Below are 22079 nucleotides of genomic sequence, written 5' to 3'. Positions count from 1 at the left end.
ACGATGAGCGCAGCACTTACCCCCTTCTCGGCCCGCCACATCGGCCCGGGCGTAAATGATGTCAGAGCCATGCTTGCCGTGATCGGCGTCCCCTCCGTCGAGACGCTGATCAGCCAGGCCGTGCCGCAGTCGATCCGCCTCGACCTGCCGCTGGGCCTGCCCGCACCGGCGAGCGAAGCCGAGGCGTTGGCCGAATTGTCGGCGACCATGGCGAAGAACACGGTGCTGAAGAGCTTCATCGGCGCTGGCTATCACGGCGTCCATGTGCCGCCGGTCATCCAGCGTAACCTGTTCGAGAACCCGGCCTGGTACACCGCCTATACGCCCTACCAAGCCGAGATCAGCCAGGGCCGCTTGGAAATGCTGTTCAATTTCCAGACCCTGGTCACCGAACTGACCGGGCTGCCCGTGGCCTCGGCCTCACTGCTCGATGAGGCGACGGCGGTGGCCGAAGCCGTCGGCATCGCCTTGCGCCATCATCGCGACAAGCGCACCAAGGTGGCACTGGCCGGTACGCCACACCCGCAGACGCTGGACGTCGTGCGTACCCGCGCCGAACCGCTCGGCATCGAGGTCGACGGCGAGACCATCGACGACAACACCGCCGCTCTGCTCGTCTCCTGGCCGGACACGTTTGGTGTCTATGGCGACCACAAGGCGGCGATCGACAAGGCCCGCGCCACCGGTGCGGTCGTCGTCTTCATCGCCGATCCGCTTGCGCTAACGCTCACCGATGCGCCGGCCAAGCTTGGCGCCGACATCGCCGTCGGCCCGATGCAGCGCTTTGGCGTGCCGATGGGCTTTGGCGGCCCGCACGCCGCCTATTGCGCCGTCTCCGACAAACTGACCCGGCTGATGCCCGGCCGCCTCGTCGGCCAGTCCACTGACAGCAAGGGCCGCCCGGGCTATCGTCTTGCCCTGCAGACACGCGAACAGCATATCCGCCGCGACAAGGCGACCTCCAACATCTGCACCGCGCAGGCGCTGCTTGCCAACATGGCGACGGCCTATGCGATCTGGCATGGCCCCGCCGGACTGCAGGCGATTGCAGCGCGCATCCATGAGCTCGCCAATCGCCTCGCGGCGGGCCTGAAGGCCGCAGGTGTTTCCATACTCGGCTCAAGCCGCTTCGACACGGTTACGGCCGAGGTGAAGGGCAAGGCAGCCTCGATCGACGCTGCCGCTGAAAAGGATGGCCGGTTGCTGCGTGTCATCGACGCCGACCGCATCAGCATCGCCTTCGACGAGACCTCGACCGAGGCCGATCTCGAGGCGATCGCCGCCCTGTTCGGCGCCAAGCCCGGGGCTGCCGAAGCCGGCGTGATGCCCGGCAAGCCGCGCGGCAAGGAATTCCTCACCCAGCCGGTTTTCCGCGAGAACCACTCCGAGACCGACATGATGCGCTTGCTGCGCCGGCTGGCCGACAAGGACCTGGCGCTCGACCGCACCATGATCCCGCTGGGCTCCTGCACCATGAAGCTCAACGCGGCGGCCGAAATGATGCCGGTCAGCTGGCCGAGCGTCGCCAATCTGCATCCCTTTGCACCGGCCAGCCATTCGCAGGGCTATCGCGCCATGGTCGGCGAACTGGAGGGCTGGCTGTCTGAGATTACCGGCTTCGACGCCGTCAGCCTGCAGCCCAATGCCGGCAGCCAGGGCGAATATGCCGGCCTGCTTGCCATCCGCGCCTATCACCGCGCGCGCGGTGAAGGCCATCGCACCATCTGCCTGATCCCCTCCTCCGCGCATGGCACCAATCCGGCGAGTGCGGCCATGGCCGGCATGAGCGTCGTCGTCGTGCGTTGCCTTGAGGACGGCAATATCGACATGGACGATATGCGGGCCAAGGCCAACGAGCATTCGAAGAATCTCGCAGCGCTGATGTTCACCTATCCTTCGACGCACGGCGTCTACGAAGAAGGCGCGCGCCACCTCTGCGCCCTGATCCATGAGCATGGCGGCCAGGTCTATTTCGACGGCGCCAACCTCAATGCGCTGGTCGCCCTAGCGCGCCCCGCCGACATCGGCGCCGATGTCTGCCATATGAACCTGCACAAGACCTTCTGCATTCCGCATGGTGGCGGCGGTCCAGGCGTCGGCCCGATCGGCGTCAGGGCGCATCTCAAGCCCTATCTGCCGGGTCATGTCACCGAAGGCTCGGCGCATGCCGTGTCGGCTGCCCCGTTCGGCAGCGCTTCCATCCTGCCGATCACCTGGATGTACATCCGCATGATGGGCGCCGGCGGGCTGAAGCAGGCGACGGAGACGGCGATCATCTCGGCCAACTATGTGGCGACGCGGCTCGCGCCGTACTTCCCGCTTCTCTATAAGGGCAGGCACGATCGCATCGCGCATGAATGCATCCTCGACACCCGCGTGCTCAAGGAAAGCGCCGGCATCAGTGTCGACGACATCGCCAAGCGCCTGATCGACTACGGTTTTCACGCGCCGACCATGTCGTTCCCGGTCGCCGGCACGCTGATGGTCGAGCCAACCGAGTCCGAGCCCAAGCGCGAGCTCGACCGGTTCTGCGAGGCGATGATCGCCATCGCCGGCGAGGCCGCCAAGGTGGCGAAGGGTGAATGGCCGCTTGAGGACAACCCGCTGGTCAACGCGCCGCACACAGCGGCCGAAACGCTTGCCGGCCAGTGGACGCATCCTTATTCGCGGCTGGAAGCGGCCTACCCTGCCGGCGACGCCGATACATCAGCCAAGTACTGGCCGCCGGTGTCGCGCATCGACAATGTCGCCGGCGACCGCAACCTCGTCTGCTCCTGCCCGCCGCTGTCGGAATATCTCGGCGCCGCCGAGTAGAGGCTATAAGCAGGGAAAATGCGACGCGGTTTTCGCGGGAAAAGCGCAGCGCTTTCCCTTGGGAATTGCGGAAAAAGCAGATGGATCAGGCAGAACGCAAGGCCGGCCCGTCGGCCTTGCTCGTCTTGTCCAGGACCAGCACACGGTTTCGCCCGGCGTGCTTGGCCGCGTAGAGCGCCTTGTCGGCCTCGGCCAGCACCTCGTCGAGGCTGCTGCCGCCCTCCGCGCCGAAGCCGATGCCGCCGCTGACGCTGCTGCGCAGCGGACCGCGCGGCGTCGGCACCACTTCCGTACCGAAAGCGACGCCGATCTTGCTGGCGAGATCGTAGGCCTTGTCCTCGGTCATCCGCGACATGACCAGCGCGAACTCCTCGCCGCCCAGCCGGAAGGCATGGACGCCGGCCCTGTCATACTTCTTGATGATTGCGGCGAAGCGGCAAAGCACCCGGTCGCCGACCGGATGGCCATAGACATCGTTGGTCCGCTTGAAATGATCGAGGTCGAACATGGCGACCGACATGAACGGTCCGAAGACGCGCTCGCCATAGAGTGAATTCAAAGCCCGCCGGTTCATCAGGCCGGTCAGCGGGTCGGTCAAGGTCTCGGCCTTCAACTCGATCTGCGCCTGCAAATGATGCAGCGACAGCGTCAGCGCGCCGAGCGCCGTCATGCAGGCGACCGCGACGACGGAATTCAGCCGCTCGGCCCAATTGTCGGGCGCGACGCCAAGCACCCACTGGCCCTTAACCAGAAGCACCGCGCCGCAGAGCCCGAAGGACAGCCCGCAGACACCGCTCAGAGCCGAGACGACCAGAAGAATGCCGCGATCATGACCGCCGCCCTTTATCCAGAACATCACCCCGATCGAGGCGAGTAGCACCGTTACCGTCGTATAGGTGAGGATGAAACCGACGCCGTCGAAACCGAGATAGGTCACGCCGGCGCAGATCGCCATCGCAAGCAGGGTCGGCAGGACGGCTCGACTGTGGTCGCGCACACCGAGATACTGCATGGCCGAAAGCGAGAGGGCCAGGAACCCGAGGCTGAGAAGTGCTAATGCCGTCTGGCAAAGCCAGGGATTGGGCTCCCTTGTGTAGCGCCAGAACACGATGACATGGGTGACAAGGACCAGAATGCCGCACGCCACCGTTAGCACAAAGCGCGCACGCGGCGCCGTGAACCAGATCGCAAACATGGTAACGCTGAGGCATGTGCCCGACAGCGCAGCCGCCAGCAGGAGCGAACTGAAATCCAGCATGGGTGAACGACAGCCTTCAGGGATCGTCGGTTGCACCGCATCATAGGCGAGCGATGGCTTCGAGATACCGTTTTTGACCGGGCTTGCAGTGCAAATTTTCGACAGGGTTTACAAACCGTCGATAGATCGCGGCAGATACCACAAACGACGGTTGCGAAGCCTCACCCCTTGTTGAGCAGCGCCAGATTGGCGTTGACCACGGTCGGGTCGGCCATGCCGGCCCTTGCTTCCATCAGCAGGGCTCTTGCCTTCTGCTTGTTGCCGCGCAGCAGCTGCGAATAACCCATATTGTTGACGATCTGCGGCTTGCGCCCGGCAACCTTCAACAGCTGGTCGTAGGCGCGGTCGGCGAAGTCGAAGCGGCCGAGCTCGTCGTAGGACGCAGCCAGCCCCATCCATCCCTCGGCACTGTCGGCCTTCAGCTCCACGGCCTTGCGGAAATGCTGTTCGGCAAGACCGTAATTGGCGTCGCGGAACTGCGCCTTGCCCTGCGCCAGGTCGGACGTGCTGACGTCCTTTGCCGCCGGTTGGATAGATGTGGTCTTGGTCTTGTCGACGTTCTCGGTCGTACAACCGCTGACCGCCAAGACGGCCGCTAGCGCGGCCATTGCCGTGAAATTTCTGTGACGCATGCCCCTGCCCCAATCGCCCGATTTACCGGGTCATTCTCTGGGGATCATTTGTACAGGAGAGCGATTAAGCTTCGGTGCTGAAATGCGCTGAAAATTTGGTTTCCGGCACACCGTCCATTAACCAGCAGGCGCAGCCTTCCATCGGCACCGACGCGAGCGGCCTCAAGGTTCCAAGGCGTTGAGCGCAGCCGGAACCGGATAGCGGCTGCCGTCATAACGCAGCCGATAGGTATGGCCTGTGGACTTGCCGGGATGAGACTGGCACTCCCCGTTCGCATCAGGAAATGGATTATCGGTATCCGATCGCTCGACCACATGAATGTCGTGATAGCCGTGATGTACCGCCCGGCCCATGGTCAGCGTCACCTGAGTGGAATGAAACGATCCTGCGCAGTTGGTATCGCCCTCGCCGCCACTGCCTGCCACGATCATGCCAGCGAGCACCACCCGCAGGCCGTTGCCGTCAACCGCATAGAGCCGCAGATCGGTCTCGCTAAAGGGATTCGGCTGCGAATGGTTTGCCATCCCGATGCGCAGGCCGAAGGCGGTGATACCAGGGGCCAGCCCATAGTGGCCGGTGTCGAACTCGATCTCGCGGATTGCGATGGCGTCATCCGTCATCAGATCAGGCTGGAGCAGCCGCTGGCGCACCTGCAGGCTGTTCCGGTCGACCACCAGCAACTCGATATCGCCGACGTGTCGGTCGTCGCTGGATTGGGAGCTGTCGAGCAGCGGCACCGCGACCAGCAACAATTCGTCATGGGCGGGCCAGACCTTGCAGACCAAACCGAACGGCATATCGCCGTCCCGGAGGGTTTGAGCGATGCTGGTATGGGGCTCGAGTGTGAACGAGGTGCCGTCAGTACTCTTGCGAGCCTTGGGATAGGCCTGCTGCACGAGAGCGGCAGCATCGCCGCAGTCGCCGGCCGCAGCCTGGGCAGGCGACAAGCCGGCCGTGGCTAGGCTGAGGAAGACGGTGCACAAGATTATTCGCATTGGCTGATCACTCATTTGCTGGTTTTGCCGAAGCAGCCGCACTGGCCGGGTCCCGCGAAATCCAGGCAGGGCTAATTGAAGTGAGTAACCGCAGGAAGTCGCCGGGCGGCTCCGACGTATCTACTGCGCGGCAGTCATTTTGACGATGATCGGGATGACGGCGATCATCAGCACCACCGGCAGGATGCACACCACCACCGGCACCGACATCTTGGCCGGCAAGGCATGTGCCTTTTCCTCGGCCAGCGACATGCGCTTGTGGCGCATTTCGTCGGAGAACACACGCAGCGCCCCGGCGAGGCTGGTGCCGAGTTCCTTGGACTGCTGCAGGAGCGTGGCGAAGGAGCGCACCTCGTCAAGGCTGAGGCGATCGGCGAGCGCCTTCAGGGCATCGTCGAGGCTGCGGCCAGCCCTCAGTTCCAGCGACACCAACTGCAGGTTCTGGCTGAGCGACGGATAGGTCTTGGCCAGTTCCTTCGAGACGCGCTCGATGCCGGCTTCCATGCTCATGCCGGCATCGGAGCAGACGATCATCAAATCCATGAAGTCGGGAAAGCCGTTGCGGTATTCGCGCATTTTTTCCCGCACCTTCTGGCTGAGCACCAGGCCGGGCACGAAATAGCCGGCGGCTCCCGACAGGATGATGAAGGTCCAGCGGCTGGTCGCGGTGGAATCGGCGCTCGCCATCCACTGATTGACCAGGAACGCGCCTATCGCTGTGCCCACGAGACAGCCGAAGCGGATCAGGAAGAACGTGCCGACCGCACGCGGCTCCATATAGCCCGCCTGGATCAGCTTCATGCGCAGCCGGGCGACATTTTCCGGATCGCTCTTGGCGTAGAATTCCTGCGCCCGCTTCACCGCCTTCTCGCGCACGACGCTCTGGCTCTTCTTCGGCGCCGCCTCGACCTGTTCGGGAACCTTCCTGTCATCGACCTTGAGCCGGCGCTTGAGATCGTTGCGGTCGCCCTTGGCCAACACCAGCGGCCATGCCACCGCGCTGCCGCCCAATGCCAGGAGCAGCGCGGCCACCGGCATCATCGAGGTCGGCGCCAGCGAGGCGAGGAACTGGATCACCTGTTCCATCTCAGAACCGGAAGTTCGACATCTTGAACATGATGATGTTGCCCAGTATCAGCCATGTCACCGAGCCGCCCAGCAGGTACCAGGTCTTCGGCACATCCCAAACCTGGCTGTAAAATTGCGGCATCAGCACCATGATGGCGGCGAACAGCAGCGCCGGAACCGCCGTCAGGATGTAGGCCGACATACGGCCTTCCGTCGAAATGGCGCGCACCTTGCGGCGCAGCTTGCCGCGCTCGCGGATGGTCGTTGACAGCCCGTCGAGGATCTCGCGCAAATTGCCGCCCGAACTCGTCTGGATCGACACCGCGGTGACGAACAGCGGCAGATCCTCCTGGCCGACCCGGTCGAACAGTGAGTTCAACGCCGAGACCAGGTCGGAACCATAGGTCACCTCGTCGGAGATAACGCCGAACTCCGTGCCGATCGGATCGGGCATCTCGCGCGACACCATAGAGATCGCCACCGGAACCGGATGCCCGGCTTTAAGGCCGCGCGTGATCAACTCCAGCGCTTCCGGCAGTTGCACGCCGAACCGCTTGACCCGGCGGCTGCGCTTGGTACGCAGCACCAGCACCGGCAGCAATGGCGCGAGCATCACAAACAGCAAGATGGCGAGCAGCAGCGGCAGACCGTACCAGAGCGCGGCGAGCGTCATCGCCAGCGCCACGCCCGTCGTGATCATCAGGAATTTCGGCAACGGCATCACCATGCCCGACTGCGTACGCAAGGCGCGAAAACGATCGGGCGAGAACAGTGAGGTGCCGGCGTCCAGGCCGCGCTCCTTGCGCAACTGGATCAGCACCTGTTCCTGGCTGATCTTGTTTTCCTGCAGCTTCATGCGCCGGTTGATGGCCAGGCGCTTATCGCTACGGCCGGCATAAAGCAGATAACAGCCTTCGGCGATCATGATGCCGGTCAGCGCTGCCGCGGCATAGACGACATAGATCGGGCTGAAACTCTCGAACACCAGCCTACTCCTGCGGTCGGCCGGGTTCGAAATATTTACCGGGGAATTCGATGCCCATATTGCGCAGATCCTCAAGAAAGCGCGGGCGAATGCCGGTCGCCTCGTAGTGACCGAGGATGGTGCCGTCGGCTTCCATGCCGGTGCGCACGAAGCGGAATATCTCCTGCATCTGGATGACGTCGCCTTCCATGCCGGTCACCTCGGCGACGCTGGTCACCTTGCGCTTGCCGTCGGACAGACGCGTCAGCTGGACGATAAGGTCGAGCGCGCTGGCGATCTGGCTGCGGATCGACTGCACCGTCATCGGCATGCCGGTCATGCCCAGCATCTGCTCTAGGCGTGAAATGGCATCGCGTGGCGTGTTGGCGTGGATGGTCGCCATCGAACCTTCATGGCCCGTGTTCATCGCCTGCAGCATGTCGAAGGCCTCCTCGCCGCGGCACTCGCCGAGGATGACGCGGTCGGGGCGCATGCGCAGCGCGTTCTTGACCAGGTCGCGCTGCTTCAGTTCGCCGTGACCTTCAATGTTGGCGGGGCGCGTTTCCATGCGCGCGACATGCGGCTGCTGCAGTTGCAGTTCGGCCGCGTCCTCGATGGTGATCAGCCGCTCGTCTTCCGGAATGAAGGCCGACAGCGCGTTGAGCATCGTCGTCTTGCCGGTGCCTGTGCCGCCCGAGATGATGGTGGTCTTGCGGGCATGCACGGCGGCGGCCAGCACCTCGGCCATATTCTGGGTGATGGCGCCGAACTCAACCAGTTTGTGCAGGCCGAGCTTGTTCTTGGAAAACTTGCGGATCGACACCAGCGGCCCGTCGACGCCCACCGGCCGGATGGCGGCATTGAAGCGCGAGCCGTCGAGCATGCGGGCGTCGACCATCGGCTGCGATTCGTCGACCCGGCGACCGACGGCGGCGACGATCTTGTTGATGATGCGCAACAGGTGCGCCTCATCCTTGAACGGGATGTGGACCTGCTGCAGCTTGCCGCGTTTTTCGACAAAGCAGTTCTGGTGGCCGTTGATCAGGATGTCGTTGATGTCGGGGTCCTTGAGCAGCGGCTCCAGCGGACCGAGGCCGACCATCTCGTCGACGATGTCGTCGACCAGCGACTCGAGCTCGACGGTGTTGATCGCCATCCGCTCCTGGCGGGTCTTTTCCGATACGAATTCCTGCACCTGCCGGCGCATCTCTTCCTTGGGCAGGCGCTCCAGCGCGACAAGGTTGATTTCTTCGAGCAGCAGACGGTGAATGCGCACGCGGGCGTCGAGCACCTTGTTGGCGCTTTTTCCCGGTGTTGTATCTGGCTTCGGCGGCGAGGCCTTGCGGATCGTCGGAATGACCACCGCATGATGCGCGACCGGCGCCGCATCGGCCGGCTTCAGCGGGCGGACGTCACGGTTCTGCAGGGTCGAGAAGCGACTGGTCATCCCGCTTTCCTCTTCAGGAGGCCCCTGCCGATGCCGAACAGCGAGCGTGATTTCTCCGGCGTCGCCACGGCTTCCTCCGGCAGGATGATCTTCTTCAGATCGTTGACGACATTGGCGTTCGGGTCGATCTCGTGCAGCGGCACGCCGCGGTCGACCGCTTCGCGCACCAGCCGGTAATTGTTGGAGATGCCGCCGACGAAATGCTCGCCGAGGATTTCCTGCACATCCGCCTGCTTGATACCGCTGTCGAACATCTTCTGCTCGAACCGGTTGACGATGACATTGGGCTTCACTTCCTTGCCGGCCGTCTCGTAGACCGCCTGGATCAGCCGCTGTGTGTGGCGCAGGCACGGCACCGTCATTTCGGCGACGATGTAGAGCTTGTTGGAGCCGAGCAGCACCGTCTCCGTCCACGGAAACCAGGTGCGCGGCATGTCGATGACGACATTGTCGAAATAGGCCGAGACGAGATCGAGCATGCGCACCACGACATCGGTCTTGAACGAGCGCATTTCCGATGGATGTGTGGGGGCGGCCAGCACGCAGAGCCCGCTGGCATGCTTGGACAGCATCACATCCAGCAGCTGCCGGTCGAGGCGCTCGGGCTGGTTCTCGATTTCGGTGATGTCGAAGCGCGGCTCAAGGTCGAGATATTCGGCGCAGGCGCCCTGCTGGAAATTGAGGTCGACCACGCAGGTCGACGCGCCGCGCGTCACCGAATGATGCAGCTGGAAGGCGGTTTGCAACGCCAGCGTCGTGGTGCCGACGCCGCCGGCGGCCGGCATGAAGGTGTAGATCTGCGACTCGGTGTTTTCCTCGCGTCCCGGCCCTTGCAGCGCGCGAATGACGGAGCGCACCAGGTCTGCGGTGGTGATCGGCTTGACCAGGAAATCGGCGACCTGCAGCTGCACGAGGATGCGCACCGCGGCGGCGTTGAACTCCTGGGTGACGACGACGACCGGAACCCGGCCTTCGAGCCGGCGCATGATGCGCTGCAGCGACTCGATCTCTTCCAGCTTCGCCGCGTCCATGTCGACGATGAGCGCGCCGAAATCGGCTTCCTGGACCTCGCCGCGCAGTTCGGAAATATTCTTCTCGACTGTCGAAAGCTGGATCACCTCCGAGGCCGCGAATGCGGTGCGCGTATCCTGCACAAAGGTCCGGTCGCTGGACACCAGCAGGATTTTCTTGGTCTTGATGCCGCTTGCCATTTTGTCAGCCTGTCAGGTCATTCCCGGTCAAATCGCCAGGCAAATCAATCGGTTGTCGCTGTTGGTTGCACGGCCTTGGCAGCAGCCGCCTGATCGGCGGCGTTGACCGCCGCGTCACTGCGCTGCGCCGGCACCAACAGCCTGGTGTTCTGGACGCCGTATTTCCAGGGATCGACCATCTGCATGGCCGTATTGGCAGCTTGCGCGTTGCCGGCGGCGGTCGTCGGCCCCTCGGAGCGGATATAGTCGTCGCTGGTACAGCCGCTGGCGAAGCCGGCGAGCAGCAGGGCAATGCATGGTCCCACGCGCATGGCTTCAATCCTTCGGCAGGTCGAGGAAGTGCCCGACCGTGGTGACCGGGGCCGGCTGTGCCGTGCTGCCGCTGGCCATTGCCATTGCGCGGTTGGCGTCGGACGCCTTCACTTCTTCGGTGTTGTTGAGGAAATAGTCGACATTGCTGGCCGGCTGCGTGCCGTCGGTCGGCTCGAGCAACTTCTTCGACGGATCGACCGGCTTGACCAGATAGGGGGTGACGATGATCACCAGATCGGTCTCGCGCCGCTGATAGGATTTCGAAGAGAACAGCGGGCCGAGCACCGGCAGCTTGCCGAGGCCGGGAAGGCGCGACGTGGTGATGTCGTTCTGCGATTGAAGCAGACCGGCGATCATGAAGCTCTGGCCGTTCTTCAGGTCGACCGATGTCCTGGCGCGGCGCACGATGAAGCCCGGCACCGAAATCTCACCGATATTGTAGGAGGCCGAGGCATCGATCGAAGACACTTCCGGCGCGATGTCGAGGCTGACCAGCCCGTCCTTCAGCACGGTTGGCGTGAAATCCAGGCTGACGCCGTATTTCTTGTAGCTGACGGAGATCTTGCCATTGTCCTCGGAGACCGGGATCGGAAACTCGCCGCCGGCAAGGAAGCTTGCCGTCTGCCCCGAACGGGCGATCAGGTTCGGCTCGGCCAGCCGCCTGGCAAGGCCGCGCTCTTCCAGGGCCTTGATGGCAACGTCGATCGACAGGCCGTTCGACAGCAGCCGGCCGATGATCTCGCCATTGCCCGCCGCCGGCAACGAGCCCGGCTCGATGGTGACGTCGCGCCCGCCAAGGCCGTAAGCGAAATTGGCGCTGTATTTGGCGCCGAGATCCTGTCCGGCCTGGCGGTTGATCTCGACGAAGCGGACGTTGAGCTGAACCTGCTGCGAGGACGAGATGTTGACCGAATTGATCACTTCCTCATTGCCGGAGAAGCGGCTGGCGATCTTGCTCGCCTTCTCGGCGGCGACCGCGTCATCCGCCTCTCCCGACAGCACGACGCGGCCATTGGCCGAGCCGACCTTGATCTTGGCATCCGGCACGCTGGCGCGGATGGTGCTGGCCAGCTGGTCGGTGTCCAGCGTCACCTCGATGTCGATGGTGCCGACCAGCTGCTTGTTCTCGTCGAACAACGCGACGCCGGTGGTGCCGAGATTGTTGCCCAGCACATAGAAGGATTTGTCGGTCAGCGGATTGACGTTTGCGATCTCCGGATCGCCGATGACGATCTGGTAGAAGGCGGCATTGGTCATGATCGTCTTCGGCTTGCCCTTGGCCACCTTGATCGACGCATTCTTGGTCGACGACACATAGACGATGTCGTTGTCTGCCTTGGCCGGCGCGCTGAGGCCGAGCATTGCGGCCGCGGCGAGGCAAGCCGCCATCGCAAACGCCCGCATTGGGCGCAGCCCTTTCGTCATCCGATATGCATGAAGTCCCGACATCTGTCCCGTCCCTCGCCCGGTCCCCACCGGCAGTTATGGCTGGTCCCGCGCAGGAACCTGGTATTCCTCGACCTGCGTGCCGCGCGTCACGATGATCGTCTTGAATTTCGGCTTCTCAGGCTCCTTGGTCGCGGCCGTGAACAGCGCGCCGGCAGCGGCCTGGACGCCGGAGGCGACCGACCCGCCGAAGGATGAGATGGTGGTGACGCCGTCCTTTGCGGCACCGCCGTCGGCGGAGGAGCGGAGCGACAGCGACAAGGTGCCGACGGTGCGGGCAAGCGCCACTTTCTGCGCGCCGTCCGTTGTTACCTCGATGGTTACGGAATTGGCGATCTGCGGCGTGGTCTGGCGCTCGTCGGCGCCCTGGCCGACGGTCAGCACCCTGGCGTCGGAGACGACGATTTCGGAGGTAACGGTCGAACCGGCCGCGCCTTGCGCATTCTTGGCCACTTCCTGGATTTCGCCGGCATCGCGTGTCAGCACCACGTCGACGCGGTCGCCCGGCATCACGAAGCCGCCGACCCCGGCGATCTCATCGGTGCGGATGGTCACCGCCCGCATGCCGGGCGTCATCATGTTGGACAGCGTCGCGCGGCCGTTCGGCCCAGACAGCTTGCTGAGCAGCACCGGCTCGTTGATCTCGATCGGCGACAGTACAACACGGCTGCCTTCGGCAAGCAATGCATTGATGGTGGTGAAGGCGCCCTGCGGCACGGACTCTTCCGACCATGGGATTTCGGTGAGCTGTGCGCGGTCGAGTTCCATGCCGTAACGCAGCGGTGCGTTGGCCACCACAATGGTCTTGAACTCAACTTTTGGGGTCACGGGCGCCGGGATCGCTGCCGTCTTTTCCTCGGCATCGGTCCTGGCCTGGCTCTTGACCCAGAAATCCGCGGCAAAGATCGAGATCGCGCCGAAGACGGCGGCGATTCCGATCATAGTTATGGCCTTGCCCCTCACAACTAACCCCTGACACCCTGATGGTCTTTTGTTTATTGAGGCCCACACTAGGCCGCTTGGTTAAAGATTCAGGAATCCCGGCCGGTCCGCACGGACCTATTTCCGCCGGCTTGGTTATCGAAAGGTTTTAGGATAAGAAGGGGTTAAATCCCCGAACGTAACAGGAACTTCCGTCGCTTGGCGCTGAAAAGCGTGGCAGTATCGACGGGTGATTCGCGGCACCGGATTCTATGGCAGGCATGGACGACAACAACGATCTTTTCGGCAATCTGGAAAAGCAGCCCCAACCGACCCGGACAACGGCGCGCCCAGCTGATCCGCTGGTGCAGGCCGCGAAGCGTCCCGTTGCGACCAAGGATGGCAGCGAAGGCTACAGCGCTGCCGACATCGAGGTGCTGGAAGGGCTGGAGCCGGTGCGGCGCCGTCCCGGCATGTATATTGGCGGCACCGATGACAAGGCGATGCACCATCTGTTCGCCGAGGTCATCGACAATTCGATGGACGAGGCGGTCGCCGGCCATGCCACCTTCATCGACGTCGAGCTTTCGGCCGACGGGTTTCTGACCGTTACCGACAATGGCCGCGGCATCCCGGTCGATCCGCATCCTAAATTCAAGAAGCCGGCGCTCGAAGTCATCATGACGACGCTGCATTCGGGCGGCAAATTCGACTCAAAGGTTTATGAGACCTCGGGCGGCCTGCACGGCGTCGGCGTCTCCGTCGTCAATGCGCTGTCGGACCATCTCGAAGTCGAAGTGGCGCGAGGCCGCCAGCTCTACCGCCAAAGATTCTCTCGTGGCGTTCCGGTAAGCGGGCTGGAGCAGCTCGGCGAAGTGCACAACCGCCGCGGCACCAAGATCCGCTTCCATCCCGACGAGCAGATCTTCGGCAAGGGCGCAGCCTTCGAGCCGGCGCGGCTCTATCGCATGACGCGCTCGAAAGCCTACCTGTTCGGCGGTGTCGAGATCCGCTGGAGCTGCGATCCGTCGCTGATCAAGGAAAAGGACCAGACGCCGGCCAAGGCGGAGTTCCATTTCCCCGGCGGCCTGAAGGACTACCTCAAGGCATCGCTCGGCGACGACTTCCAGGTGACGCGCGAAATCTTCGCCGGCAAGAGCGAGAAGCAGGGCGGCCACGGTTCGCTGGAATGGGCGGTGACCTGGTTCGGCGGCGACGGCTTCATCAATTCCTACTGCAACACCATCCCGACCGGCGAAGGCGGCACGCATGAGGCCGGCTTCCGCAATGTGCTGACGCGCGGGCTTCGCGCCTATGCCGACCTCGTCGGCAACAAGCGCGCCTCGATCGTCACCTCCGAAGACGTCATGATCTCGGCGGCAGGCATGCTGTCGGTGTTCATCCGCGAGCCGGAATTCGTCGGCCAGACCAAGGATCGGCTGGCAACGATCGAGGCCATCCGCATTGTCGAGACCGCCATCCGCGATCCCTTCGACCATTGGCTGGCCGACAATCCGCAGGAAGCCTCCAAGCTCTTGGAATGGGTGATCGCGCGCGCCGACGAACGGGTGCGCCGGCGTCAGGAAAAGGAAGTGTCGCGCAAGAGCGCGGTGCGCAAGCTCAGGCTACCCGGCAAGCTCGCCGACTGCACGCAGAATGCCGCAGCCGGCGCCGAGCTGTTCATCGTCGAAGGCGACTCGGCCGGCGGCTCGGCCAAGCAGGCGCGCGACCGCGCCAGCCAGGCGGTCCTGCCGCTGCGCGGAAAAATCCTCAACGTCGCCAGCGCTGGCAACGACAAGCTGGCCGCCAACCAGCAGATTTCGGACCTGATCCAGGCGCTCGGCTGCGGCACGCGCTCAAAATACCGCGACGAGGATCTGCGCTACGACCGCGTCATCATCATGACCGACGCCGACGTCGACGGCGCCCACATCGCCTCGCTGCTGATCACCTTCTTCTACCAGGAAATGCCGAACCTGGTGAATGGCGGCCATCTCTATCTGGCTGTGCCGCCGCTCTATTCGATCCGGCAAGGCGGCAAGGTTGCCTACGCCCGCGACGATGCGCACAAGGACGAGCTCTTGCGCACCGAGTTCACCGGCCGCGCCAAGGTCGAGATCGGCCGCTTCAAGGGCCTGGGCGAGATGATGGCCGCGCAGCTCAAGGAAACCACCATGGACCCGAGGAAGCGCACGCTGCTCAGGGTCGATGTCATCGATGCCGTGGCGGCGACCAAGGATGCGGTCGACGCGCTGATGGGAACCAAGCCTGAGGCCCGCTTCCGCTTCATCCAGGAACGCGCCGAATTCGCCGCGACGGAAGTGCTGGATATCTGAGCGTCAGCCGGTCTAGCCTGCGCTTCCGATACGGAGACCAGCTTGTGATCTGGGCGCGGCTGAAGAGCTATTTCGAAGCCAGTTTGGCGGGGCTGACTCAGCCGACACGCTCGGACTGGATTTTCGCGCTACGCACCGTTTCGGCCGGCCTGATCGCGCTTCTCGTTGCCTACGCGCTAAAACTCGAACACCCGCAATGGGCGATGATGACAGTCTTCATCGTCGCCCAGCCGGTCGCCGGTATGGTGCTGGCGAAAGGCTTTTACCGGCTGCTCGGCACGCTGGCCGGTGGGCTTGCGGCGATCGGCATCACCTCGATTTTCGGCGCCAATCCATGGCTTCTGGTGACTGCCCTGTCCGTCTGGATCGGCCTGTGCACGCTGGTTTCGTCGCTGCTGCGCAACCCGGAAGCCTATGGCGCCGCCCTTGCCGGCTATACCGCGATGATCATCGGGCTGCCGGCCTTCGGCCAGCCGCATGTGATCGTCGATCTCGCTGTCGCGCGCTGCGCCGAGATTGTGCTCGGCATTGTCTGTGCTGGGCTGACGAGCCGTCTGATCCTGCCCAAGCTGGCGGTCGACGCCATCATCTCCAGGCTGAAGCGCAGCATCCTCGACCTTGCCACCTATGCCGGCGGCGCTTTTTCCGGCGGCGACCCGGCGACGCTGGCCGGCCTGCACCGCAAGCTTATTGCTGACGCCCAGACGCTGGCCGAAATGCGCACCTATGCAAGGCTCGAAGCGCCGAGCTTCGCCACCCGCGCCCATCCGGTCCGGCGCACCATCGGCCAGCTCCTGTCGGCGCTGTCGGCCGCACGTGCCTTGCATTCTCACGCCGCTCCCAAAAACGCGGCACTCATTCCGGTGCGCTCGGAACTGCAGTCGCTGGTCAGCGAACTAGCCGCCACGCCCGAGGCGCTGGACGACACGTCACCATGGGTGACGCGGCTCGACGCGATTGCCGGCAAGGCCCGGCAAATGCCCGATGCCTCGACCGATCAAGGCGACGACAGGGTCGGCACCATAACGCGCCTCACCATCGCCGCCGATTTCGCCGAAGCCTTCAAGCAGGTGCTGCGCGGTCTCGATGCCCTGCGCGCACCGGTGACCCGTCCTGGTCAAGGCAACAGGCAGCAGCCCGCGCTGGTGGTGCACCGCGACTACCCCGGCGCTTTTCGCAATGCCATACGCGCGGCCCTCGCCACGCTGGCGGTGGCAGCCTTCTGGCTGGCGACGAAATGGTCCGATGCGGCCGGCACCGTCATTCTCGTGGCCGTCGTCTCCAGTCTTTTCGCCGCCCGGCCTGACCCGGTGCAGGTGTCCTGGGGCTTCTTCAGGGGAACGCTGCTGGCTTTGCCCTTTGCCTTCCTTGTCGGCCAGGTCGCGCTGCCCGCCCTGCCCGGCTTCGGCTGGTTCACGCTGTTTGTCGTGCCGATCCTGATTCCGACGGCGCTGGGCATGGCCAATCCGCGCACCGTCGGGGTGGCGACCGCCTTTGCAATCAATTTCCTCGCCTTCCTCAGCCCGCATCAGGCGATGACCTATGCTCCAGGCCCGTTCTTCGCCGGCTCGGCGTCGGTGCTGGTCGGCATCCTGCTGGCGATCGGTGTCTTTATCGTGGTGCTGCCCGCCGACCCATGGCTCGCGGCCAACCGCATCGTACGCGCCATGCGCGAGGATCTGGCCCGGCTTTGCCTGCATGAGCGTGTGCCGCGGCGTTCGGCCTTCGAGAGCCTGGCCTATGACCGCATCAACCAGTTGATGCCGCTGTTGCAGAATGCCGGCAGGAAAGGCGATGCCGTCCTCGGCGGCAGCGTTGCCGCCGTCACCGTCGGCCTCGAGATCCTGCGGCTGCGCACCGCGCAGCAGAGGCCGGCCACGCCTTCCGAAACCGCGCTTTCGATCGGCAATTTCCTGCGCGGCCTGGCGCGTGAACTGCTGTTTCGCGCACCCGGCGATCCGCAGACGGCAACCATCGCCGTCGCCCGGCAATATGCAGCCGGCCTCAGCGAACGCAGCGGCAGTGCCGACACACTGCAGATTGCAGCCTCGCTCCGCATCATCGCCGCCGCAATCGAGAACTTTCCGGACTTTTTCGCCAAGGATCGGGGCTAAGCAGTTAAGCTGCGGCGATCGCCAGCGCATGGCCGCGCGCGTTTTCGCGCAGCGCGTCGAGATGGATCGACTTGACCAGGCCGGCGAGATCGCCCTCGGTGGACTGGCCGCCGAGTTCCTTCAGCATCAGCCAGCTGACTTCCTGGACGCCGGCGACGCGCTTGCCATTGGCGACCTCGCGCCAGATCTTGAGCGCCCGCAGGATGATGGCGTGGGTGGGCGCGGCAAGGCCGGCGCTGCGAAACAGCGCCTGCAGCGCAACGTCTTGTCCGCCGGCAAGCAGCGCCCGCACCCGTTGCTCCGACTGCTGGCTGAGCGCGACCAGGGTCGAGCCGAAAAAGTCGACCTTGCCATGGGCAATGGTGCGGATGATGAAACTTGCGGTCAGGTCGCCGCGCAGGCGCAGATGTTCGATGAGTGCGGCATGTTCCTCCGTGCGCGTGCCTTCGACCAGCCGCACCGAAGCCTTGACGCAGGCATCGCGCGTGACGCGCTCGGCCCTGGCTGCCCCCATCAGCGCCATCACCAGCGGTGAACCCTTCAGCGTTTCGCCGAGCTTGACCAGCAGCATGTGCCGGCAGTCGGCGGGCAGCCTGCTGTCGGTGACCATAGCCTCGCGCAAATGAGCGATATGGCCATGCCGCTCGGCCATGCGGCGAAAGCTGAGCGATGCTATATCGGCGCCGTCATTGGCGAGCAGCGCGGCGCATGCTTCCGGTTCGCCGATCTCGGCAATGGCCGCGGCAACCGCCATCGAAACGACCGGCCGGTCGGCGATCAGCTTTTGCGTCGCCTTGTGACCGGCCGCAACACGGTCGATCAGGTCGGCATCGGTGAGCAGCGGCGAGCGTGCCAGCACCAGGGCTGCAACCTCCGGCTGGTCGGAGGCGAGCGCGCTGATGATCTGCAGCGGCGCGTGGTGGCTCATCGACAGTGCCTCGGCCAGCGCCAGCCGCACCTTCGACGAGGCGTCGTCAAGCAGCAGCGTCAGCGCCGCCTCGGCGGCGCAGCGGTCCTCGAACGGCAGGTCGGAATTGATATAGGCGCGGGCGAGCGCGCTCGCCGCCGCGGCACGCTCCGAAACCCTCGCCGTGTAGATCCATTTGAGAAGATGCGAGACAACCATACTGCCTGCTTATGCCCCTTGCCGGAAAGCTTCCGGCCCCAGGAATGACCCTAGGCAGAAAAGGTTTACGAACGGTTCACCATGTTTATTAACTGGCTTGCGGGTGGCATGGGCAGCGCCTATCAACCGTCAGGCAGGAGAGGAGAACAACGATGGCCGGGCTTTATCTCGAAGAGTTCGTCGTCGGCCATGTCTTCCGGCACACTCTGCGAAAGACCGTCACCGAAAGCGACAACATGCTGTTTTCGGTGATGACGCTGAACCCGCAGCCGCTGCATATCGACTTCGACTTCGCCGCCAAAAGCGAATGGGGCAGACCGCTGGTCAATTCACTGTTCACGCTCGGCCTGATGATCGGCATTTCCGTCAATGACATCACCGTCGGCACCACGGTCGCCAATCTCGGCATGAAGGAGACGGTGTTTCCCCACCCGGTCTTCCACGGCGACACCATCCGTGTCGAGACGACGGTGCTCTCGGTCCGGGATTCGAAATCGAAACCGGACCGCGGCATCGTCGAGTTCGAACATCGCGCCTACAATCAGAGCGATGTGCTTGTCGCCAAATGCACGCGTCAGGCGATGATGATGAAAAAGGCGATCTGATGCGCTCGCTGCTGTTTGTGCCCGGCGATTCCGAAAAGAAGCTGGAGAAAGGCTTTGGCGCCGGCGCCGACGTGGTCATCGTCGACCTCGAGGATTCCGTCGCGCCACAAAACAAGGTGGCGGCGCGCGAGATCGCGGCACGCTTCATTGCCGGCAACAGGCGGCAGACAAGCTCCGCCATCTATATCAGAGTCAACGATCTCTCGACCGGATTGACCGACGATGATCTGGCAGTGCTGGTGGCAGTCAAACCCGACGGCATCATGCTGCCGAAGTCGAACAGCGGCCAGGATGTTCAGCAGCTCTCTGCAAAGCTCCGCGTGCACGAAGCCGAAAACGGATTGCCGGACGGCGGCATAAAAATCCTGCCGATCATCACCGAGACCGCTGCCGGCGTGCTTGCCGCCGCGAGCTATGCGGGGGCAAGCGCCCGGCTTGCCGGCCTCACCTGGGGTGCGGAAGATCTGTCGGCTGCGATCGGTGCGCGCGCCGCGCGCGACGACAACGGCCGCTATACCGATGTCTTCCGTCTTGCCCGCTCCATGACCATCCTCGCCGCCGGCGCGGCCGAAGTCGCGGCGATCGACACGGTCTTCCCCGCCTTTCGTGACATAGCTGCCTTCGAAGCCGAATGCGCCGAGGCCGAGCGCGACGGCTTTACCGGCAAGATGGCGATCCATCCGGCGCAAGTACCGGTCATCAATGCCGCCTTCACGCCATCGGCCGAGGCGATTGAACGATCGCAGGCCATCGTCGCAGCGTTCGAAGCTGCCGGAAATCCCGGCGTGGTCGGCATTGACGGCAAGATGTATGACCGGCCACATCTGCGGCTGGCCGAACGGCTCCTGGCCCGGGCCGGCGCTGCGGGCGTTTCTACTTAGTCCCGTTGAGTGTAACGCCGCCCAACGGCCGCTCGTCGGCACGGATGCGCCGGCTCACGACGGCACGCCTTCAAGCCTTCCACGGCCCCGTATAGTCGGCGTAGAGCTTTGCCGGATCGGGCCGCGGCCGTTCCGGCGCCGGCCCCTGGTAGGAGCCGATATGGACGAAGCCGACGACGCGTTCTTGCGGCGCCAGCCCAAGCAGTGCCCTGCCCTCGGCCACGTCGGAATACCAGTTGCTGATCATGTTGGTGCCGTAGCCCAGCGCATTGGCCGCGATCATCAGGTTCATCGCCGCCATGCCGCCGGACAGGAACATTTCCCATTGCGGGATTTTTGGGTTGTCCTTCGGAACCGACACCACGCCGATCACCAGCGGCGCACGCGAAAACCGCGCCAGTTCCTGGTTATGGCGGTTTTCCGGCAACGGCCCTTCGCGCTGTTCGGCAAGGGCGGCCAGCTTCCTGCCGATCTCGACGCGTGCTTGGCCGCGATAGAGGATGAAGCGCCAGGGCTCCAGCCGGCCGTGATCAGGCACACGGCTTGCAGCCGCGATCATGGTCGCGATATCGGCATCGCTGGGCGCCGGCTCCTTCAATTCAGGGATCGGTGCGGAATTTCGGGTCAGCAGGAAGTCGATGATCGGCGACGCCATGGGGGCCTAGTCTCCTAAAGCACTCGATTTTGAGCTGAAGCGCGCCATTGCGGATCGGGGCGGCTCGGGCATTGGCGCGGACGCGCCGGACGAAAGAGCCTGTTGCCAAGGCGGACCGGACTCTTAAGCCTTGAAATTGCCACCGCCTTGGGCTTCAACGCAAGGCATGTTTGAGGGGACATTGCGCCTTTTCCTGATTTGGCTCGCCGCCGCGCTGTTGATGGCGCCGGCCTCGATGGCCATCGCGCAGAATGCCGACGGCATCTCCAATCTGAAACTCCCCGATATTTCGAGCTATACATCGCCCAAGAGCGGGACGTCGCTGGCGCTTAGTGGCGGTGGCGCCATAACGCTGTCGGCCCAACTTACCGACAAGGGCGCCGATATCACCCGCGGCATCGTCTGGCGCGTGTTCAAGCCCGAGGCCGCCAGCGACGGCAAGCTGCCGATGGTGGCGTCCGCGCATGGCGGCACCGCGGTGTTCCAGCTCGAACCGGGCAGCTATCTGGTGCACGCCTCCTACGGACGCGCCGGCGCCACCAAGCGCATCACCGTCGGCAAGGACGCCAAGCGCGAAAGCCTGGTGCTCGATGCCGGCGGCCTCAAGCTCGACGCGGTGCTGTCGGGCGGCGTGCGCATTCCGCCGAAAAAGCTGCGCTTTTCCATCTATGAGGGCACCGCGGAGGCCAATGGCGACCGTGCTTTGATCATCCCCGATGTCGAGCCGAACAGCGTCGTGCGGCTCAACGCCGGCGTCTACCATGTCGTCTCCACCTATGGCGCTGTGAATGCCGTCATTCGCTCCGACATACGCGTCGAGGCCGGCAAGCTGACCGAAGCCACGGTCGAGCATCGTGCGGCTGAAATGACCATGAAGCTGGTGCGCGAGACCGGCGGCGAAGCCATCGCCGATACATCCTGGTCGCTGCTCAACGAATCCGGCGATCCGATCAAGGAAGCCGTCGGCGCCTTCGCCTCGATGGTGCTGGCCGAAGGCCAATACACCATCATCGCCAAGAACCGCGACCGCATCTACCAGAAGGATTTTACCGTCGTTGCCGGACAGAACCAGGAGATCGAGGTCCTAGCCACCGAGGCCTCGGCGATCGATCCCGAGGAAGGCGCCGACTAGTCACCTGGAACCAAAGTAAGGTTCATTTTGTTCGGCTTCTGTCACAAGAGCAGGAGTTTGATCGATGGTTGGCAGGCAGGCGGACGTCGTCGTTCTGAGCGACGCGGATAGAAGTTTTCTGGAATCTCAGGTGCGCCGGCATAGAGCGCCACGCTCCTTAT

The 22079-nt window shown here is 63.9% G+C and carries 18 protein-coding genes; 6 read left to right on the top strand and 12 right to left on the bottom strand.

The genetic code is table 11. The annotated features are described in order from the left end of the window. Positions 1 to 3: 3 nt before the first annotated feature. Positions 4 to 2814 carry an aminomethyl-transferring glycine dehydrogenase gene (gene gcvP / locus JQK88_RS21635; RefSeq protein WP_192258757.1) on the top strand — a complete coding sequence of 937 codons (2811 nt, stop codon included), beginning with the start codon at positions 4 to 6 and terminating at the stop codon, positions 2812 to 2814. 85 nt (positions 2815 to 2899) lie between these two features. Here the strand turns inward: gcvP and JQK88_RS21630 are convergent, their stop codons facing one another. The 10 genes from JQK88_RS21630 to cpaB form a co-directional block, all read right to left on the bottom strand. Further along, positions 2900 to 4072: a GGDEF domain-containing protein gene (locus tag JQK88_RS21630; protein ID WP_203279406.1), complete on the bottom strand. Its 1173-nt coding sequence runs from the start codon at positions 4070 to 4072 to the stop codon at positions 2900 to 2902. Positions 4073 to 4233: 161 nt separating this feature from the next. Further along, positions 4234 to 4704, bottom strand: coding sequence for a hypothetical protein (locus JQK88_RS21625; protein ID WP_192258759.1), 471 nt, complete (start codon positions 4702 to 4704; stop codon positions 4234 to 4236). A gap of 162 nt (positions 4705 to 4866) precedes the next feature. Next, a complete protein-coding gene (locus JQK88_RS21620; RefSeq protein WP_246501857.1) occupies positions 4867 to 5688 on the bottom strand; it encodes a PA3715 family protein in 822 nt (273 codons plus the stop codon). A gap of 132 nt (positions 5689 to 5820) precedes the next feature. Beyond that, on the bottom strand, positions 5821 to 6786 hold the full coding sequence (locus JQK88_RS21615; protein ID WP_203279405.1) for a type II secretion system F family protein: 966 nt from the start codon (positions 6784 to 6786) through the stop codon (positions 5821 to 5823). 1 nt (position 6787) lies between these two features. Further along, complete coding sequence (locus JQK88_RS21610) at positions 6788 to 7753, bottom strand: type II secretion system F family protein (RefSeq protein ID WP_203279404.1); 966 nt, start codon at positions 7751 to 7753, stop codon at positions 6788 to 6790. A gap of 4 nt (positions 7754 to 7757) precedes the next feature. Next, complete coding sequence (locus tag JQK88_RS21605) at positions 7758 to 9179, bottom strand: TadA family conjugal transfer-associated ATPase (protein ID WP_192258762.1); 1422 nt, start codon at positions 9177 to 9179, stop codon at positions 7758 to 7760. Further along, positions 9176 to 10390, bottom strand: coding sequence for a CpaE/TadZ family protein (locus tag JQK88_RS21600; RefSeq protein ID WP_203279403.1), 1215 nt, complete (start codon positions 10388 to 10390; stop codon positions 9176 to 9178). The genes JQK88_RS21605 and JQK88_RS21600 overlap by 4 nt, the downstream gene beginning before the upstream one ends. Positions 10391 to 10434: 44 nt before the next feature. Continuing rightward, positions 10435 to 10701 (bottom strand): hypothetical protein, encoded by a 267-nt coding sequence (locus JQK88_RS21595; RefSeq protein WP_192258764.1) that lies wholly within the window; start codon positions 10699 to 10701, stop codon positions 10435 to 10437. Between the two features lie 4 nt (positions 10702 to 10705). Continuing rightward, positions 10706 to 12106 carry a type II and III secretion system protein family protein gene (locus JQK88_RS21590; protein WP_246501858.1) on the bottom strand — a complete coding sequence of 467 codons (1401 nt, stop codon included), beginning with the start codon at positions 12104 to 12106 and terminating at the stop codon, positions 10706 to 10708. 78 nt (positions 12107 to 12184) lie between these two features. Further along, complete coding sequence (gene cpaB / locus JQK88_RS21585; protein ID WP_192258766.1) at positions 12185 to 13090, bottom strand: Flp pilus assembly protein CpaB; 906 nt, start codon at positions 13088 to 13090, stop codon at positions 12185 to 12187. 260 nt (positions 13091 to 13350) lie between these two features. Between cpaB and parE the strand changes: the two genes are divergently transcribed. Beyond that, a complete protein-coding gene (gene parE / locus JQK88_RS21580; RefSeq protein WP_112564842.1) occupies positions 13351 to 15405 on the top strand; it encodes a DNA topoisomerase IV subunit B in 2055 nt (684 codons plus the stop codon). 44 nt (positions 15406 to 15449) lie between these two features. Further along, on the top strand, positions 15450 to 17519 hold the full coding sequence (locus JQK88_RS21575) for an FUSC family protein (protein WP_203279402.1): 2070 nt from the start codon (positions 15450 to 15452) through the stop codon (positions 17517 to 17519). Positions 17520 to 17523: 4 nt separating this feature from the next. On the opposite strand, the gene JQK88_RS21570 is transcribed toward JQK88_RS21575, so the two are convergent. Then, entirely contained in the window at positions 17524 to 18645 is a 1122-nt protein-coding gene (locus JQK88_RS21570; RefSeq protein ID WP_203279401.1) for a DUF2336 domain-containing protein, read from the bottom strand. Positions 18646 to 18737: 92 nt separating this feature from the next. Between JQK88_RS21570 and JQK88_RS21565 the strand changes: the two genes are divergently transcribed. Both JQK88_RS21565 and JQK88_RS21560 read left to right on the top strand, forming a co-directional pair. Further along, on the top strand, positions 18738 to 19250 hold the full coding sequence (locus JQK88_RS21565) for a MaoC family dehydratase (RefSeq protein ID WP_446669881.1): 513 nt from the start codon (positions 18738 to 18740) through the stop codon (positions 19248 to 19250). Beyond that, positions 19250 to 20131, top strand: coding sequence for an HpcH/HpaI aldolase/citrate lyase family protein (locus JQK88_RS21560; protein WP_192258770.1), 882 nt, complete (start codon positions 19250 to 19252; stop codon positions 20129 to 20131). The genes JQK88_RS21565 and JQK88_RS21560 overlap by 1 nt, the downstream gene beginning before the upstream one ends. Positions 20132 to 20201: 70 nt before the next feature. Here JQK88_RS21560 and JQK88_RS21555 read toward each other — a convergent pair whose 3' ends face one another. Further along, positions 20202 to 20786, bottom strand: a complete 585-nt coding sequence (locus JQK88_RS21555; RefSeq protein WP_192258771.1) for a nitroreductase family protein — start codon at positions 20784 to 20786, stop codon at positions 20202 to 20204. A 166-nt stretch (positions 20787 to 20952) separates the two neighbouring features. Between JQK88_RS21555 and JQK88_RS21550 the strand changes: the two genes are divergently transcribed. Continuing rightward, positions 20953 to 21918, top strand: a complete 966-nt coding sequence (locus JQK88_RS21550) for an RgsD C-terminal domain-containing protein (RefSeq protein WP_192258772.1) — start codon at positions 20953 to 20955, stop codon at positions 21916 to 21918. The last annotated feature ends 161 nt before the right edge of the window (positions 21919 to 22079 follow it).

Source organism: Mesorhizobium caraganae, assembly GCF_016836705.1.
In the GTDB taxonomy this organism is placed as follows: domain Bacteria; phylum Pseudomonadota; class Alphaproteobacteria; order Rhizobiales; family Rhizobiaceae; genus Mesorhizobium; species Mesorhizobium caraganae.
Note: the sequence above shows the minus strand (reverse complement) of the source record. Positions and strands in the feature narration are given on the sequence as shown.